At 64.6% G+C, this 14,308-nt stretch carries 9 protein-coding genes and 2 pseudogenes; 5 read left to right on the top strand and 6 right to left on the bottom strand.

The genetic code is table 11. The annotated features are described in order from the left end of the window. Positions 1-213: 213 nt before the first annotated feature. Complete coding sequence (gene pdxY / locus QYH69_RS11320; protein WP_308831948.1) at positions 214-1,077, top strand: pyridoxal kinase PdxY; 864 nt, start codon at positions 214-216, stop codon at positions 1,075-1,077. Between the two features lie 70 nt (positions 1,078-1,147). Here pdxY and QYH69_RS11315 read toward each other — a convergent pair whose 3' ends face one another. Continuing rightward, positions 1,148-2,023 (bottom strand): alpha/beta hydrolase, encoded by an 876-nt coding sequence (locus QYH69_RS11315; RefSeq protein WP_308831947.1) that lies wholly within the window; start codon positions 2,021-2,023, stop codon positions 1,148-1,150. Between the two features lie 230 nt (positions 2,024-2,253). Here QYH69_RS11315 and QYH69_RS11310 point away from each other — a divergent pair, with 230 nt between their 5' ends. Together QYH69_RS11310 and QYH69_RS11305 are read left to right on the top strand one after the other, a co-directional pair. Beyond that, positions 2,254-2,715, top strand: a complete 462-nt coding sequence (locus tag QYH69_RS11310) for a hypothetical protein (RefSeq protein ID WP_075157486.1) — start codon at positions 2,254-2,256, stop codon at positions 2,713-2,715. 347 nt (positions 2,716-3,062) lie between these two features. Further along, positions 3,063-3,977, top strand: coding sequence for a phosphodiester glycosidase family protein (locus tag QYH69_RS11305; RefSeq protein ID WP_308831946.1), 915 nt, complete (start codon positions 3,063-3,065; stop codon positions 3,975-3,977). Here QYH69_RS11305 and QYH69_RS11300 read toward each other — a convergent pair. Further along, a complete protein-coding gene (locus QYH69_RS11300; RefSeq protein WP_308831945.1) occupies positions 3,974-4,960 on the bottom strand; it encodes a helix-turn-helix domain-containing protein in 987 nt (328 codons plus the stop codon). The two genes, QYH69_RS11305 and QYH69_RS11300, sit on opposite strands and share 4 nt — an antisense overlap. A gap of 315 nt (positions 4,961-5,275) precedes the next feature. On the opposite strand from QYH69_RS11300, the gene QYH69_RS11295 reads away from it, so the two are divergent. Both QYH69_RS11295 and QYH69_RS11290 read left to right on the top strand, forming a co-directional pair. Then, a complete protein-coding gene (locus tag QYH69_RS11295) occupies positions 5,276-6,616 on the top strand; it encodes an aminotransferase class III-fold pyridoxal phosphate-dependent enzyme (RefSeq protein WP_308831944.1) in 1,341 nt (446 codons plus the stop codon). 480 nt (positions 6,617-7,096) lie between these two features. Beyond that, positions 7,097-8,248 carry a branched-chain amino acid ABC transporter substrate-binding protein gene (locus QYH69_RS11290; RefSeq protein WP_308831943.1) on the top strand — a complete coding sequence of 384 codons (1,152 nt, stop codon included), beginning with the start codon at positions 7,097-7,099 and terminating at the stop codon, positions 8,246-8,248. 34 nt (positions 8,249-8,282) lie between these two features. Here the strand turns inward: QYH69_RS11290 and QYH69_RS11285 are convergent. The 4 genes and pseudogenes from QYH69_RS11285 to hutI all read right to left on the bottom strand — a co-directional run bounded on the left by QYH69_RS11285 (position 8,283) and on the right by hutI (position 14,283). Next, a pseudogene (locus tag QYH69_RS11285) lies at positions 8,283-10,175 on the bottom strand (DUF3857 domain-containing transglutaminase family protein). Positions 10,176-10,458: 283 nt separating this feature from the next. Continuing rightward, positions 10,459-11,771 (bottom strand): annotated as a pseudogene (locus QYH69_RS11280) (MFS transporter). A 291-nt stretch (positions 11,772-12,062) separates the two neighbouring features. Beyond that, complete coding sequence (locus QYH69_RS11275) at positions 12,063-12,731, bottom strand: hypothetical protein (protein ID WP_308831942.1); 669 nt, start codon at positions 12,729-12,731, stop codon at positions 12,063-12,065. Between the two features lie 334 nt (positions 12,732-13,065). Continuing rightward, complete coding sequence (gene hutI / locus QYH69_RS11270) at positions 13,066-14,283, bottom strand: imidazolonepropionase (protein WP_308831941.1); 1,218 nt, start codon at positions 14,281-14,283, stop codon at positions 13,066-13,068. Between the last annotated feature and the right edge of the window lie 25 nt (positions 14,284-14,308).

The raw sequence follows: 14,308 nt of genomic DNA, 5'->3' as shown, positions 1-14,308 counted from the left end.
CGCGAGGCGCGCTTGACGGTTCGGCGCAACAGCGCATCGCCCGATCGTTGCACGGCACAAAAAGTCATGTATTGTTCATTGAAGCACATTGCGCGCGAGGGTCCGCGCGCAACACCCAATGTGCATGGGCATCGGGCCGCAAGCCCGATCGATCGAGGCAACCCGGCGAGCCGCTCGCTATAAAAATTACGCGCGTCCTGCGCACCGCCAGTCATGAAAAGCGTTCTGAGCATCCAGTCGCACGTCGTCTTCGGGCACGCGGGCAACAGCGCCGCGGAATTCCCGATGCGGCGTCTGGGCGTCAACGTGTGGCCGCTCAATACCGTCCAGTTTTCGAATCACACGCAATACGGCCATTGGGCCGGCAGCGCGATCGACGCGAAGCAGATGCAGGAGCTCGTCGAAGGGATCGGCGCAATCGGCATGCTGCCGCGCTGCGACGCCGTGCTGTCCGGCTATCTCGGCACGCCCGAGCAGGCGCAGGCGGTGATCGAGATCGTCCGCGCCGTCAAGGCGGCGAACCCGCACGCGCGCTACTTCTGCGACCCGGTGATGGGCACCGCCGCGGGTTGCCGCGTCGAACCGGGCATTCAGGAGTTTCTCGTCAAGTCGATGCCGGAGGTATCGGACGCGATCATGCCGAATCACAGCGAGCTGCAGCGGCTCGTCGGCCGCATGATCGAGACTACCGAGGAAGCGGTCGTCGCGTGCCGCGAACTGATGCAGCGCGGGCCGAAGCTCGTGCTCGTCAAACATCTGCTCGATCGCAATAGCCCGGCCGACCGCTTCAATATGCTCGTCGTGACCGAGCGCGAGAGCTGGGTCGGGCAGCGCCCGCTCTATCCGTTTGCGCGCCAGCCGGTCGGCGTCGGCGATCTGACGAGTGCGGTGTTCGTCGCGCGCACGCTGCTGGGCGACCCGCTGCGCGTCGCATTCGAGCATACGCTCGCGGCCGTCAACGGCGTGATGCGCGCGACGTGGGACGCCGGCCGCTACGAACTCGAGCTCGTCGCGGCGCAGGACGACATCGCGCATCCGCGCGAGTGGTTCGATGCCTGGGTCGTCGAATCGGCGTGAGGATGCGCGACGCAGCGCAAGCTGGCGTCGGCTTGCGCGAGGCTTCCCGAGCACGGCTGCGCCTGCCTCGCTACTCGTCGCCGAGGAAATGCAGAACCGCGAAGTTGAACGCCGCGGGGTCCTGCAGGAACGCGAAGTGGCTCGTATCGGGCAAGATCGCGAGAGCTGCGCCCGGTATCGTCGCGGCGATATATTCGGTGTGCGCGCGCTTGATTGCTTCGTCGTGGTCGCCATCGAGCACGAGCACCGGCGATCTGATCGACTTCAGCTGATCGTCGGTCCAGTTCGGCTGCGATGCCCACATATGGCTGATCTGTTCGACGAACGCGTCGTACTCCTTCGGTGTCGGCGACAGCCGCCGGTATTCCTCGCCGGCGCGTTTGATAAAGGCGGCAAAGGTCGGATTCTTTTCGACGCCTTCGATCACGCCGTCGGTTTTCGTATTCGCGGCGAACGCGACCACCTTGCCGACGCGCTCGGGATGCCGGATTGCCAGGTCGAGCCCGATGATCGCGCCGTCGCTCCAGCCGACCACATCGGCCTTTTGCAGATGCAGCTTGTCCATCAGCGCCACGACGTCGTCGGCCATCAGGTCGTAGCCGAACGGACGCGTATCGCGCGAGCTGCGTCCATGACCGCGGCTATCGACGACCACCACCTTGTGGCGCTTCATCAGCGCCCGAACCTGGTTGCCGAGATAATCCGAATTCGCCAGCCCGCCGTGCAGCAGGATGACCGGTGAACCGCGCCCGATCGTCGCGTAGTAGAGATGGATGCCGTTTACGTCCGCCCTGCCCGTCTGCTCGCCCACGACCGGCGCGGGCGTCGGCGGCAAGGTCTGCCAGCGCGGCGGCGACTGGACCTGGGCCTGCGCGTGATGCATGGCTAATGCCGTGCACGCGAACAGAAAGAAGCGCAACAGGCGTGACTGGGGTTTTGCGGGCATGGGGCGATCTCCTCGGAGGATGCGGGTTCATATCGGGTGTCGCAACTGGTACAGATAACAAACGGTATCCCTGCATTATTCCTTCAGAACGCTTCAACGCTGATCTCACGCCTGACCCACTTCCTATAATGCGTGCCGCGCGATCGCGATCACATCGCAAACGCAGCGCGGTCGCAGCGCCCATGCACCACGAACGCGCGCAGTTTTTCAATCAAGGCATAGAGGTATCGATGGACGGCTATATCCGCAGTGAACGCGAAGAGCAATTCGAGGCGCTGTGCGTCAGCGTCGACGCAGACGAAGCACACGAGCAGGAAGCGATCGAATTCTTCGAAGCACAGTTCGCAGAGGACGGCTTCGACGCCGCGCAATGGCTCGACATTGCGCTCTACTACTCGCCCGCGGTCGCGCGCGGCATCATCGACATGGTCACGCCCGACGACAAGGCGCGCAGCAATATTGCGTTCGTCATCGCCGACAGTCTCGACATCTCGTACGGCGAGGAAGAATGCCGGCAATTCGCCGAGACGCTGCAGTTCGCGATGGCCAACGGCGTGCCCGTCGATCTCGACATCGTGCTCGACGGCTGCCAGAACGCACTCGACGACCTCGACACGTGGGCCGACGACGAAACCAAAGAGCCGCTTTTAGGGCTGCGCGAAGAACTGTTGCGCATGCAGGGCGAGCAGTGACCGCCTGATCCGGCGTTCGCGGGCCGTATCGCGCCCGCGAACGCACTCGCGCCGCGGCCCTCGCGCCGCCAGGCGAGCCACGCTGTCTTTTTTCTGACTTACTTCCGCACCCATCATCGTGCTTGCGCGGCCCCGCGTTTCTTCTAAAGAAGTTGCTAACAGGCAAAAAAGAAATTTAAACGTCAGCTAAATATCACGCGGCGTTCACTGCTCGTAACTATCGTCTCCCGGATTGATCCGAAACCGTTTTTTCAACGCTAGTCCCGGGAGACTACGACATGGCACGTGCCCACCCCCTTGCATCGTTCCGTCCGAAGAGCGCTTTGAAGTCTGCTTTGAAGCCCCTTGTGGCTGCAACACTGTTTGGCCTCGCCTCGCTCGGCGCGCAAGCGCAGACCGCGGCAACCGCATCGCAGATCCCCAACCCGAGCACCGAAATCACGCAGAGCGGCTACTCGCCGATCTACCTCGGCGTCGATGCCGAAACCGCGACCGTGCCGTCGAATCCCGCGACGGCCGGCGGCCCGCCGACGATCAGCCGTGCCTATATCACGCGCGTCGACCTGTTCGCGCCGGGCATCACGCTCGAGACGACGCAGCACAGCGGCCCGCTCAATACGACGGCCGAGACGATTTCGCAGTTCGCCGCACGTACGCGTACGCGCATCGCGATCAATGGCAACTTCTTCGCGCCGTGCTGCAACGCGGCTCCCGAACCGAAAACCGTGATCGGCCTGCTCGTCTCGAACGGCAACGTGGTGAGTCCGCTCACGACCGATCCGACGCAAAGCGAAGCGGTGCTCGCGGTGACGCGGCAGAACCGCGCATTTATCGCTGAAGCGCCGCAGATCTCGCCGGCGGAACTGAAGCTGATCCAGTACGCGGTCGCCGGTTCGGCGATCCTCGTGAAGAACGGCCAGGACGTCAGCGCGCAAAGCCCGAACGAAGGCGACCCGTTGAATCCGAATCCGCGCACGCTCGTCGGCCTGTCGCATAACGGCCGCTACCTGTACTTCGCGGTGATCGACGGCCGCCTGCCCGGCTACTCGACCGGCACGACGAACGAACAATCGGCGCAGCTGATGCTCGCGGCCGGTGCGACCGATGCGATCAATCTCGACGGCGGCGGTTCGACCGAAATGGTCCGCGCCGACGTGCTCGGAGAGCCGTTTATCGTGAATACGCCGAGCGGCGGCGCCGAGCGCTTCGATGCGGTCGGCTTCGGGGTGCACGCGTTAGCGTTGCCGCAACTGCCGTTCTAAGCCTCATGGGTGCAGGCCGTGCCGAACCAGATCGCGGCTTCGCACCCATTCGCCGCAAGCGCCTCGCGCGGCGATAGGCCATAGCGTTCCCTGAACGCGCGGCTGAAGTGCGCGGGCGTCGAAAACCCGCAGCGATACGCGATATCGCCAATCTGCACACGGCCGCCATCGCCGCGCCCGCCGCGTCTCAGCATGTCCGCCGCCAGCGCGAGGCGGCTCTGCCAGACATAGCGCATGACCGACTGGCCCTCAGCGCGGAACAGCCGGCTCAGGTGCGCCTCCGATACGTAGACGGCCGCTGCGATCAGCGGCACCGTTAGCTCAGGATTGCGCAGATTCTGCGCGATGAAGCGCCTCGCCCGGAACAATGTCGCGTCGCTACTGCGCGCCCGCGTCAGCGCGGCAGGGTCCTCGATCAGCAAATCGATCAGTTCGAGCAACTGATCGCCCTGGCGATAGCGAAACGCCGTGCTCGTCTCGCCGCGCTGCGCGGCGATCGACATCACGAGTTCGCCGATCGCGCGCGTATCGGCAGCCGACATGTCGGGCGTGATCAGTCCGCGCAGCGCGTGCCGCAGCCCGCGTTCTTTTAGCGCATGCGACGGGAAGCGCAGCGCGATCATATCGGTCTGCTGACCGAAAGATTGCCGGTACGCCTGCGACGACTCGACGAGCACGATCTCGCCGGGCCCGATGCGCCGCGCCTGCCTGCCCTGTTCGATATGCATCGCGCCGTTCGTGACGAGCTTCAGATACAGCCATGAGTCGTCGCGGTCGGCCCGCGGCGACAGCGACATATGCGTGAAACGCCCGTCCAGCATGTCGAGCCGGCCGAGGCTCCACACGTCGAGGCTCGAGCCGGCCGATCCGCCCGACTCGTACTTGCAGTCGAGATGCAGCTTCGTCGCGCTGTCGTGGCGCCAGTTGTCCTTGCTATTGGGATCGTCGGTCACCGCGATTCGGCGGCAGTAGTCGTTTTGCATGTCTTCAGAAAGTGGTCGGCAAATGGAGCGCGGATCGGGAGATCGCGCCCTGCCGAACCGTACTCAAAGAACAGGCGCAGACGATCGCTTATTCCAGGCAACGCCGTTTATACGAACGGAAAAGCGCGTGAATTCAAGCGCGCGTCGACGCCGCGCCGAACGCGCGCTCCGGCCAAATCGCCTGCCGGTTCTGGAACACTCGCGTGAGCGCGGCTCCCTTACGCTTGTCCTACCGATCCACTCGACAACGCAACGCACCGCGTCCGCACGCGTCGCGCCCCGCCGCCCTCAACGTTTGCGCTTCAAGGAGCCCGCATGCAAGCTTTTCAAACCCATTTCTGGAACTGGGAATCCCATCCGGCCGCGGACCAGGCCGTCCGGCCGCTACGCATCGTACGCGGCGACGGCTGCTATCTGTACGACGATCAGGGAAACGAACTGGTCGACGGTTCATCCGGCCTCTGGAATGTCGCGGTGGGACACAACCGCCGCGAAGTCAAGCAAGCAATTACGAAGCAGCTCGACGAGCTCGAGTACTCGACGCTGTTCGGCGGTGCCATCTCGCATCCACGCGCCGAGGAACTCGCGACGCGCCTCGTCGACATGCTCGAGCCGGAAGAGATGCGCCGCGTGTTCTTCAGTCAGGGCGGCTCGGACGCGGTCGAAACCGCGCTGAAGCTCGCTCGCCAGTACTGGAAGGTCGAAAAGCAGCCCGAGCGCAGCAAGTTCATCGCGCTGCGCATGGCCTATCACGGGACGCATTTCGGCTCGGCCGCCGTCAACGGCTTCACTGTATTCCGGCGCAATTACGAACCGACGCTACCCGGCGTGTTTCACGTCGAGCCGCCGTGGCTGTATCGCAATCCGTTCACTGAGGATCCCGATGAACTCGGCAAGCTCTGCGCCGCGCTGCTCGAACGCGAGATCGTGTTCCAGGGACCGGACACGGTCGCCGCGTTCATCGCCGAACCCATTCAGGGCGCGGGCGGCGTGATCGTGCCGCCCGCGAACTACTGGCCGCTCGTGCGCGAAGTGTGCGACCGTCACGGCGTGCTGCTGATCGCCGATGAAGTGGTGACCGGCTTCGGACGTACCGGTGCGTTATTCGGCAGCCGTATGTGGGGCGTGAAGCCCGACATCATGTGTTTCGCGAAGAGCCTGTCGTCGGGCTATGCGCCGCTCGGCGCGACCGTCGTCAACGAACGCGTCGCACGCGCGTTCCACACCAGCAACGATTTCACCGGCGCAATCATGCACGGCTACACGAACTCCGGTCATCCCGTCGCATGCGCGGCTGCGCTCGCCACGCTCGATATCGTCGAGCGCGACGGGCTCACGGCCAATGCCGCGACACAAGGTGACTACCTGCTCGACGCGCTACGCCCGTTTGTCGACCGTTTCGACACGGTCGGCGACGTGCGCGGCAAAGGCCTGCTCGTCGCGCTCGATCTCGTGGCGGACAAGTCGACGCGTGAGCCGCTCGATCTGATGGGCGGCCACCCCAACCGCGTGTGCGATATCGCGCGCGCGCACGGCGCACTCGTGCGACCGATGGGAACGATGATCGTTGCCGCGCCACCGCTCGTTGCCGATAAAAAGCATCTCGACGTGATCGTTGCGGCGCTTGCAGCCGGACTCGAACAGGCAACGCTTTAATCGCGCCACGCTTCTCGCCTCGTTTCTCTCACGCCTCTCCTATACACGGGCACCCTTTCGCATTTATCGGGCGCTAGTCGTTTTGCGCCGTTCCGAACGGCCGCGAATGTTCACCGTTCCTCGCAAACCGCTTCATAGCGTGGCCGCTATGCCGAAATCCGCATCGCGCATGCCGTGATCTGCCAAGACGGCCAGAAATTGGCTTTCTATATTCGCGCCAATCGGACATGAACTGCTTGCGCTTTCGTTCGACATGCTTCGCGTTTTCCTGCATTGCGGGCTGCTTCGCGTCATCCGTCATTTCGTGCATTCCTATCGTGCGAGGAGATCCCGCCGCCAGATCGATACGACATCGCCGCCCCATCCGATCAAGCATTGCATCGAGCAATCCGGCAAGCCGCGCCGTAGCAAGCGTGTAGCTGCGCAGCGCGAAACGCGCGCCTTCCTGCCCATCGTCTGTGCCGACATAAGGAGAAGCCCATGAGCTTGAGCAAAACACTAAAGCCGTTTGCGCTGTTGCTGGGAGCCGCGTTCGCCATCACGGCGCCCACCGCGTACGCGGACGATCTGACCGTGAAGATCGGTTCGGCCGCACCGCTGACCGGCCAGAACGCCGGTTACGGCAAGGATCTGCAAAACGGCATCCGGCTTGCGATCGACGAAGCAAACGCGCAGAAGATCAAGATCGGCGGCAAAGTGGCGAACTTCGTCCTCGTTTCCGAAGACGACCAGGCGGACCCACGCGTCGGCGTGCAGGCCGCGCAGAAGCTCGTCGATGCGAATGTCGCTGTGGTGATCGGCCACTTCAATTCGGGCACGACGATTCCCGCATCGCAGGTTTACGAAACGGCAGGTATCCCGATGATCGATCCGGCTGCGACGAACCCGATAATCACGAACCGAGGCTTCGCGAACACGTTCATGGTGATTTCGACCGACGCGCAGAATGCCGGCAACGCGGGCACCTATGCGGTCAGGACGACCCAGGCGAAGCGTATCGCGATCATCGACGACCGCACCGCTTTCGGCCAGGGCGAAGCCGATGAATTCGAAAAAGCGGTCAAGGCCGCGGGCGGCACGATCGTCGCGCGCGAGTACACGGACAATCATGCAGTCGACTTCAGCACGCAGCTCACCAAGATCAAATCCACTAACGCGGATCTGCTGTTCTTCGGCGGTCTCGACACGCAGGCGGCTGCGATCGCAAAGAAGATGAAACAGCTCGGCATGAACACGCAACTGCTCGGCGGCGGCGGCGTGGAAGACCCCGAGTTCATCAAGCTTGCCGGCGATGCAGCCGAAGGCGCGATGGCATGGGAATACGGCAGGCCGCTCGCGCAACTGCCGGGCGGCAAGGACTTCGCGCAGAAATTCAAGGCGAAATTCGGCGAAGACATCCTGTCGTACGCGCCGTTCGGCTACGACGGCACGTGGGCCGCAATCAAGGCGATGCAGGCGGCCGGGTCCGCCGAGCCCTCCGCCTATCGGCCAAAACTCAAGAGCATCAGTTTCGAAGGCGTGACCGGCACGATTGCGTTCGACAGCACCGGTGCCTTGAAGAACGCCGCATCGACGATGTATCAGGTGAAAAACGGCGTGTGGGTGCCGGTGGTGACGAAGACCGGTACATAGTCGCTCGCTTCGCTCGGCATTTCGCGTATTGCTTTTATCGTGCCGCGTTGGGCGCTAACCGCGACCCCGGCGGCTGCGCTCCGTTGCCGGCGCGCACGACGATCTGCGACAGCGCATCGCGCTCGATTCTGACGAGCGCTGCGCGCGCCGCGGCAAACTCGTCCGCGCTGCACATCTGATGGTCGAAGCGCGCGCTCAAGCGCCGCGTGATCTGCACGATCCGCGTATCGGGATCGAATATGTAGTGCGACGTGAAATCGAAGAAGCGGTCGTGCACCTTGGCGTTTTGCGGCAAATCGGTCACGCGCACGGTGTCGGGCAGCGTGATTTGCGACGTCTCGTCGAAGTCGCCGCCGATGCAGACCCATGGCTGCGTGCGCTGCGGCTCGGCGAGCCACGCCTGCACCTGCGTCGCGATGCCGCCCGACAGGCTCGTCAACGCGGGCAGCGCGGTCGTGCCATCGGGCCACGTCACATGCTCGAGCGTGCCTTGCATCGACGTCACGAACGGCCCCGCGGTCGCGTTCAATTCGCCGGGCTGGATTCGCGCAAAGCCGGTAAGGCCCGTTTGCCGCAGCCGTTCAGCGGCGATCTGCTGCCAGCGCTGCCGCGTCGAACGGCGAAACACATTGCGCTCGGTTTCGGCGGGCGCGCCGATATCTTCGACGCGATAGCCGAAACGGCCCGCGCCGCTGCGATCGACGTCGATCTGCACGCGCGTTTCGCGTGCAAGTCGGAGGCCAAGCGGTCTTAGGAAGACAAAACATTCTACCAACTCCTTGGCTCACAGAACGACATGGCTACGATCCGACTTATAACCGAAACCGGTGCCGCCCGCGGTCGTATCGGCGAACAGCGCGAGCGACGGAATCCACGTAATCACATGATTGATCGCGCTCGCGCCATAGCCGGGCACGTCGGGCAACGTATAAACCGGCCCGAGGTTCAGCAGCACCGGTTGGCTCTGAATGCCGACCGCGGCAAGCAGCGCGCCGAATAGCGCGACATGGTCCTTGCAATCGCCGTAGCGGTTGCGCAGCACGTCGACTGCGCGGTGCGGCACCGCGGCGGTCTCGCCGAGAAAAAGCGCGACGTAGCGGATATTGAAACGCATCCAGTCGTACAGAATCCGCGCCTTCTCGCGCGGGTCGTCGGTCTGCGCGGTCAGTTGCTGCGCGAGCCGCACGATGGCGGGATCGTTCGTCGACGGGTCGGCGGCTGCATTGCGGTAGCGTGCGGCGAATGCGGCGAAATCGGGCGTCGTCGAGACCATCAGCCGGTCGCCCCACGTCGCATAGCCGACCGCGCCCGATTCGACCGGCGCATACGGGCCATGCCGGTAATCGAACGTATAGCGCGTGCGGCCGTTTTCGGTGACGGGCGGCTCGGCAACATAGCCGCGCGCATCCGCATGGAGCGGCACGTCGGCGGGCAGATCGAAAATCAGCTTCTGCATCTCGATCGGGCCGCGCGTCGGTTCGACGAAATACGCGAATGTACCCGTTTGCAGCGGCACCGTGCGCGTTTTGCGAAACGCGAGATGCACACGCGAACCAGGTTCGACACCGGGAAAAATCACCGTGCGCAATACGCCGTCCTGAAACGTCGGCGCGCCGGCCGAGCGCGGTTCCTGCACGTCGCGAATGCCGTCGGGGCCGACCGGATGCACGACGCCGTCGCGGTCGATCGTTTCCGCGGCAAGCAGTTGCACCTGCTCGATGTCCTTGTTGAACCAGACGTAGCGCTGCGCGATATCGTCGACGCCGCTCGTCGTATTCGCGCGTAACACGGTGTCGTCGTGTTCTTCGACCGAGCCGTCTTTCTGCACCACGAACAGATGGACGTCGCGCTCGATCGTCGAAGGCGGCGTATCGCCGGGCATGGCCGTCGCGTCATCGGCCCGTGCGCCTCGCGCGACCAGCAACATGCAGCCGAGCGACAGCAGCCATGCGCGCAGCAAGCGTCGCTGGCTCAGTTTGCGCACGGCTCGCATGCGGCGAGTCATGCGAGCCTCGCGTGCAGTGCGCGAAGGGTGCCGGCGTCCTTGCGCTCGCGCGGCGCGTCCCGCAGTTGCGCGGCAATTTTCCTCACGATGAGACCTCCCGAACGCCGTATCGTCGTACCGCCGTTTTAACACATCGACGCGGCGCATGGTCGCGAACGCGTCCCACCCTTTTTCAACGCCGGCGGCGATCGCCGGCACGGACGATTCAACGCTGCCGCAATTCGTTCCCCTCTTCATGCGAGAGCCTGACGAAGAACAGCAGCGAACAGAGCGTCAACGCGCCGATCACGAAAAACGCCGGCGAAAAATCGCGCGCACCCAGTCGCGCCGCGCTGCCGCCGTTCAGATACGCCGTCAACGCGAGCAACGACGCGGCAAACGCCACGCCGATACTGATCGACAGTTGCTGCGCCATGCTCGCGAGCGCGGTTGCGCGACTCATTTGCGGCTTCGGCATGTCCGAATAGCCGAGCGTGTTGAGCGTCACCATCGCGAGCGAATTGAACAGGCCGCCGAACACGAGCACGACGAAAATCAGCGCGTGCGGCGTAGCCGGCGTGAAGAGGCCGTAGCTCGCATAGAAGCAGCCCGTGACGAGCGTCGTGCCGATCAGCAGCCGGCGAAAACCGATGCCGCGGATCGCCGGCCCCATCAGCGCGCGTACCGACAGCGACCCGACCGCCGTCGCGACACTGATCGAACCGGAGGCGAGCGGCGAGAGTCCGAAGCCGAGCTGCAGCATCAGCGGCATCAGAAACGGCGACGCGCCGAGCGCGATGCGCAACGGCATGCCGCCGACCACCGCGGTGCGATAGGCGTGATAACGCAGCAGGCCCGGATCGATGATTGGCTCGGAATGGCGCCGCGTATAGAACCAGTACGCCATGAGCGCAAGCGCGCCGGTGCCGATCAGGGCGAGCGTCACCGGTTGCGCGACGAGGCCGCGCCCAGCCGTCTCGAAGCCGCCGACCATGCCGACGAGCCCGATCGACAGCAGCAGAAAGCCAGGCAGATCGAAGCGCGCGTCGTGCGGCTCCTGCGCATCTTCGATAAACGCGAGCGCGCATATCACGCCGATCACGCCGAACGGCACATTGAGCAGAAAGATCCAGCGCCACGATGCCACGGTGACGACAAAGCCGCCGAGCAGCGGCCGGCGAGCCGCCCCACCGCGCCCGGCACCGTGAACCAGACCATCGCGGCCACGATGCGCGCAGGCGGCACGCTGCGCAGCAAGATCAATCGTCCGACCGGCACCATCATCGCACCGCCCATTCCCTGTACCACGCGAAACAGCACGAGTTGCGGCAGCGATGTGGCGAGGCCGCACAGCGCCGAGCCCACCGAAAACAGCGCGATCGCCGTGCAGAATATGCGGCGTGTGCCGAACCGGTCGGCGAGCCAGCCGCTTGCCGGCAGAAACACAGCGAGGCTCAGCAGATACGAGGTGATCGCCAGATTCAGATGCAGCGGCTCGACATCGAGCGAGCGCGCGATCGACGGCAACGCGGTTGCCATGATCGAGGTATCGAGGTTTTGCAGCAACAGCGGGCAGGCAACGATGATGGGAATCAGTCGGGCACGGTCGGTCATGCGTTCTTTTACCGCAAAACACATCGCACGACGAGCGCTTGCGTCGTTTCCACTGTTACGGGGCATTTCGCGCCGACCTTCGCGGAGCATGATGCGACGTGCTCGACTGGCCTGCTCCGACACCGCCGCGTACCGCGCCGAGGATCGTTGCATGCGCATCGAATCGCGAAGCCAGTTCAACCTCTGCCCCGAGTGCCTTGCGCTGCCCGGAAGTCTTCAGGGGCCGTCGTTCTCGCCGAGCCCCGCAAGCAGTTCATGCAGCTTCTCGACATGCCGGATCAGCATATGCCGGTGCTTCTCGATCTGTTCGAGCCGGCCCGCGAGATCCGCGTGCACGTGATCGTCGAGATCGACCGCGCCCATCACGTCCTCGACTTTCGTGCGCAACGCGCCGATGTCGACGGGCGGATGCGTGAGGTGCCGCTCGAAGCGCCGCACCTCCTGCATCGCGAGGTCGCGCACCTTGCGCAGATACGCCTGCTTGCGATGCGTTTCGGCGTCTTTCGCGTCGTCCTCGGGCTTCTTCGCCGGCGTTTGCCCGAAGATCGGCTCGGGCGGCCGCAGCACCGCCTTCTTGCGCACCGGCGCCGCGGTGCCGCGAAAGCGCGCAAGCGGGGCTTCGTTGTCGATTGCAGCCTGCGCGGCTTCGGGCACATCGTCCGCTTCATGCGGCGCGTCCATCCAGCCGGCCGGCAGACCCGTCACAGCCTCGACGCCGCGCGCGAACTCCTCGCTGAAATCGCGCTGGCCCGCGAGCATGAGCTTCAGGTACGACGCGGAGAATGTCATCATCCGCGCAAGACGCGTCGCCGCGCCGACCTCGCGCGTCAACAACAGCAGATTTCCCCGCCAGACCGACAGCAGGGTTTCGTCGGAATATTGCATTGCTGGGCTTTCCTTTCGCTCTTTCGTTCCCGAAGGCAATGCGGCGCGACGCGCATCGATGCGCGGCCGTGATCGCCGATTCCCGTCAAAGATTAGTCGCTTCGCGATGCCGCGCGCAAGCGGGACGCCCGCCGCCGTCGACGCACGGACGCAACAGCCGTGCCCGCGGCGCATCGTTCCATCACAGGATTGACTGCGCAAGACGTGCCTTGTTCCTGGGCACGCGAATTGCGCCGATGAGCGGCCTGACGCGCGACCAGGGCTTCGCGCGAGGGGACTCACGTTCGCGCGACGGTGGGCTCGTTGGAGGGTCGAGCGGCCGTGCGAATTTTCTTCAGGTCCTGCTCGCGTGAACGGTCTCGCCGGCCCGCACGACGCGCGCACACAACGGCCGTCCGATCCAGTACGGCAGTTCCGCAAGCGACGCGACCGACCACACCGCAAAATCGGCCGCGCGGCCGGCCGCGAGTATGCCGTGCACATCGGCCTTGCCAAGCGCCTGCGCCGCATGACGCGTCACGGCCTGCAGTATCTCGGGCACCGTCATGCGGAATAGCGTGGCGGCCATGTTCATCATCAGCAGCAGCGAGGTGACAGGCGAGGTGCCCGGATTGCTGTCCGTCGAAATTGCGATCGGCACCGCGTGGCGGCGCAGCAGTTCGAGCGGCGGCAATTGTGTTTCGCGGATGAAGTAGTACGCGCCCGGCAACAGCACTGCAACGGTGCCGGCTTCTCTCATCGCGGCAACGCCCGCTTCGTCGAGATATTCGAGGTGATCCGCGGACAAAGCGCGAAAGCGTGCAGCGAGCGCCGCGGCGCCGCTGTTCGATAGCTGTTCCGCGTGCATCTTCACCGGCAGGTTGTAGCGCGCCGCGGCCTCGAATACGCGCTCGCTCTGCGCCAGCGAAAAACCGATGCGCTCGCAGAACACGTCGACGGCATCGACGAGTCCTTCGTCGGCCAGCGCGGGCAGCATCCGTTCGCACACCTCGCGGATATATTCGTCGGCGCGGCCCGCGTATTCGGGCGGCAATGCGTGCGCGCCAAGAAACGTCGTGTAGACGGATACCGGGTAGCGCTCGCCCAGTTGCCGTGCGACGCGCAGCATCTTGCGCTCGTTCTCGAGGTCGAGACCGTAGCCGGATTTGATTTCGATCGCGGTGACGCCTTCGGCGATCAGCGGTTCGAGCCGGGCGGCGGCGGCGCGCAGCAGCGCATTGTCGGCGGCGGCGCGCGTCGCGCGCACGGTCGATACGATGCCGCCGCCGCGCCGCGCGATCTCTTCGTAGCTGACGCCGGCGAGGCGCTGCGCGAATTCATCGGCACGCTGTGCGCCGTAGACGAGATGCGTATGGCACTCGACGAGCCCCGGCGTGACCCACGCGCCGCCCAGATCTTCGCGCGGCCAGCTGCGGTACGCGGCCGGCAGTTCGTGCGCGGCGCCGAGCCATTCGATGCGGCCATTCTGCACCGCGATCGCGGCATCGGCGATCGTGTCGTTCGGATCGCCCTGCGCGCAAAGCTTGAGGTGCTGCCAGACGGTTTGCTTCATGGTCGGTTCGCTCGATAAGTATGCG

Origin of the sequence: Paraburkholderia sp. SARCC-3016, from assembly GCF_031119615.1 — a bacterium.
GTDB lineage: Bacteria > Pseudomonadota > Gammaproteobacteria > Burkholderiales > Burkholderiaceae > Paraburkholderia.
Note: the sequence above shows the minus strand (reverse complement) of the source record. Positions and strands in the feature narration are given on the sequence as shown.

Bases quoted from the DNA above. Each gene is read 5' to 3' on its own strand.
- pdxY (WP_308831948.1), top strand. From the start codon at position 214: ATGAAAAGCGTTCTGAGCATCCAGTCGCACGTCGTCTTCGGGCACGCG.
- QYH69_RS11315 (WP_308831947.1), bottom strand. From the start codon at position 2,023: ATGCCCGCAAAACCCCAGTCACGCCTGTTGCGCTTCTTTCTGTTCGCG.
- QYH69_RS11310 (WP_075157486.1), top strand. From the start codon at position 2,254: ATGGACGGCTATATCCGCAGTGAACGCGAAGAGCAATTCGAGGCGCTG.
- QYH69_RS11300 (WP_308831945.1), bottom strand. From the start codon at position 4,960: ATGCAAAACGACTACTGCCGCCGAATCGCGGTGACCGACGATCCCAAT.
- QYH69_RS11295 (WP_308831944.1), top strand. From the start codon at position 5,276: ATGCAAGCTTTTCAAACCCATTTCTGGAACTGGGAATCCCATCCGGCC.
- QYH69_RS11290 (WP_308831943.1), top strand. From the start codon at position 7,097: ATGAGCTTGAGCAAAACACTAAAGCCGTTTGCGCTGTTGCTGGGAGCC.
- QYH69_RS11275 (WP_308831942.1), bottom strand. From the start codon at position 12,731: ATGCAATATTCCGACGAAACCCTGCTGTCGGTCTGGCGGGGAAATCTG.
- hutI (WP_308831941.1), bottom strand. From the start codon at position 14,283: ATGAAGCAAACCGTCTGGCAGCACCTCAAGCTTTGCGCGCAGGGCGAT.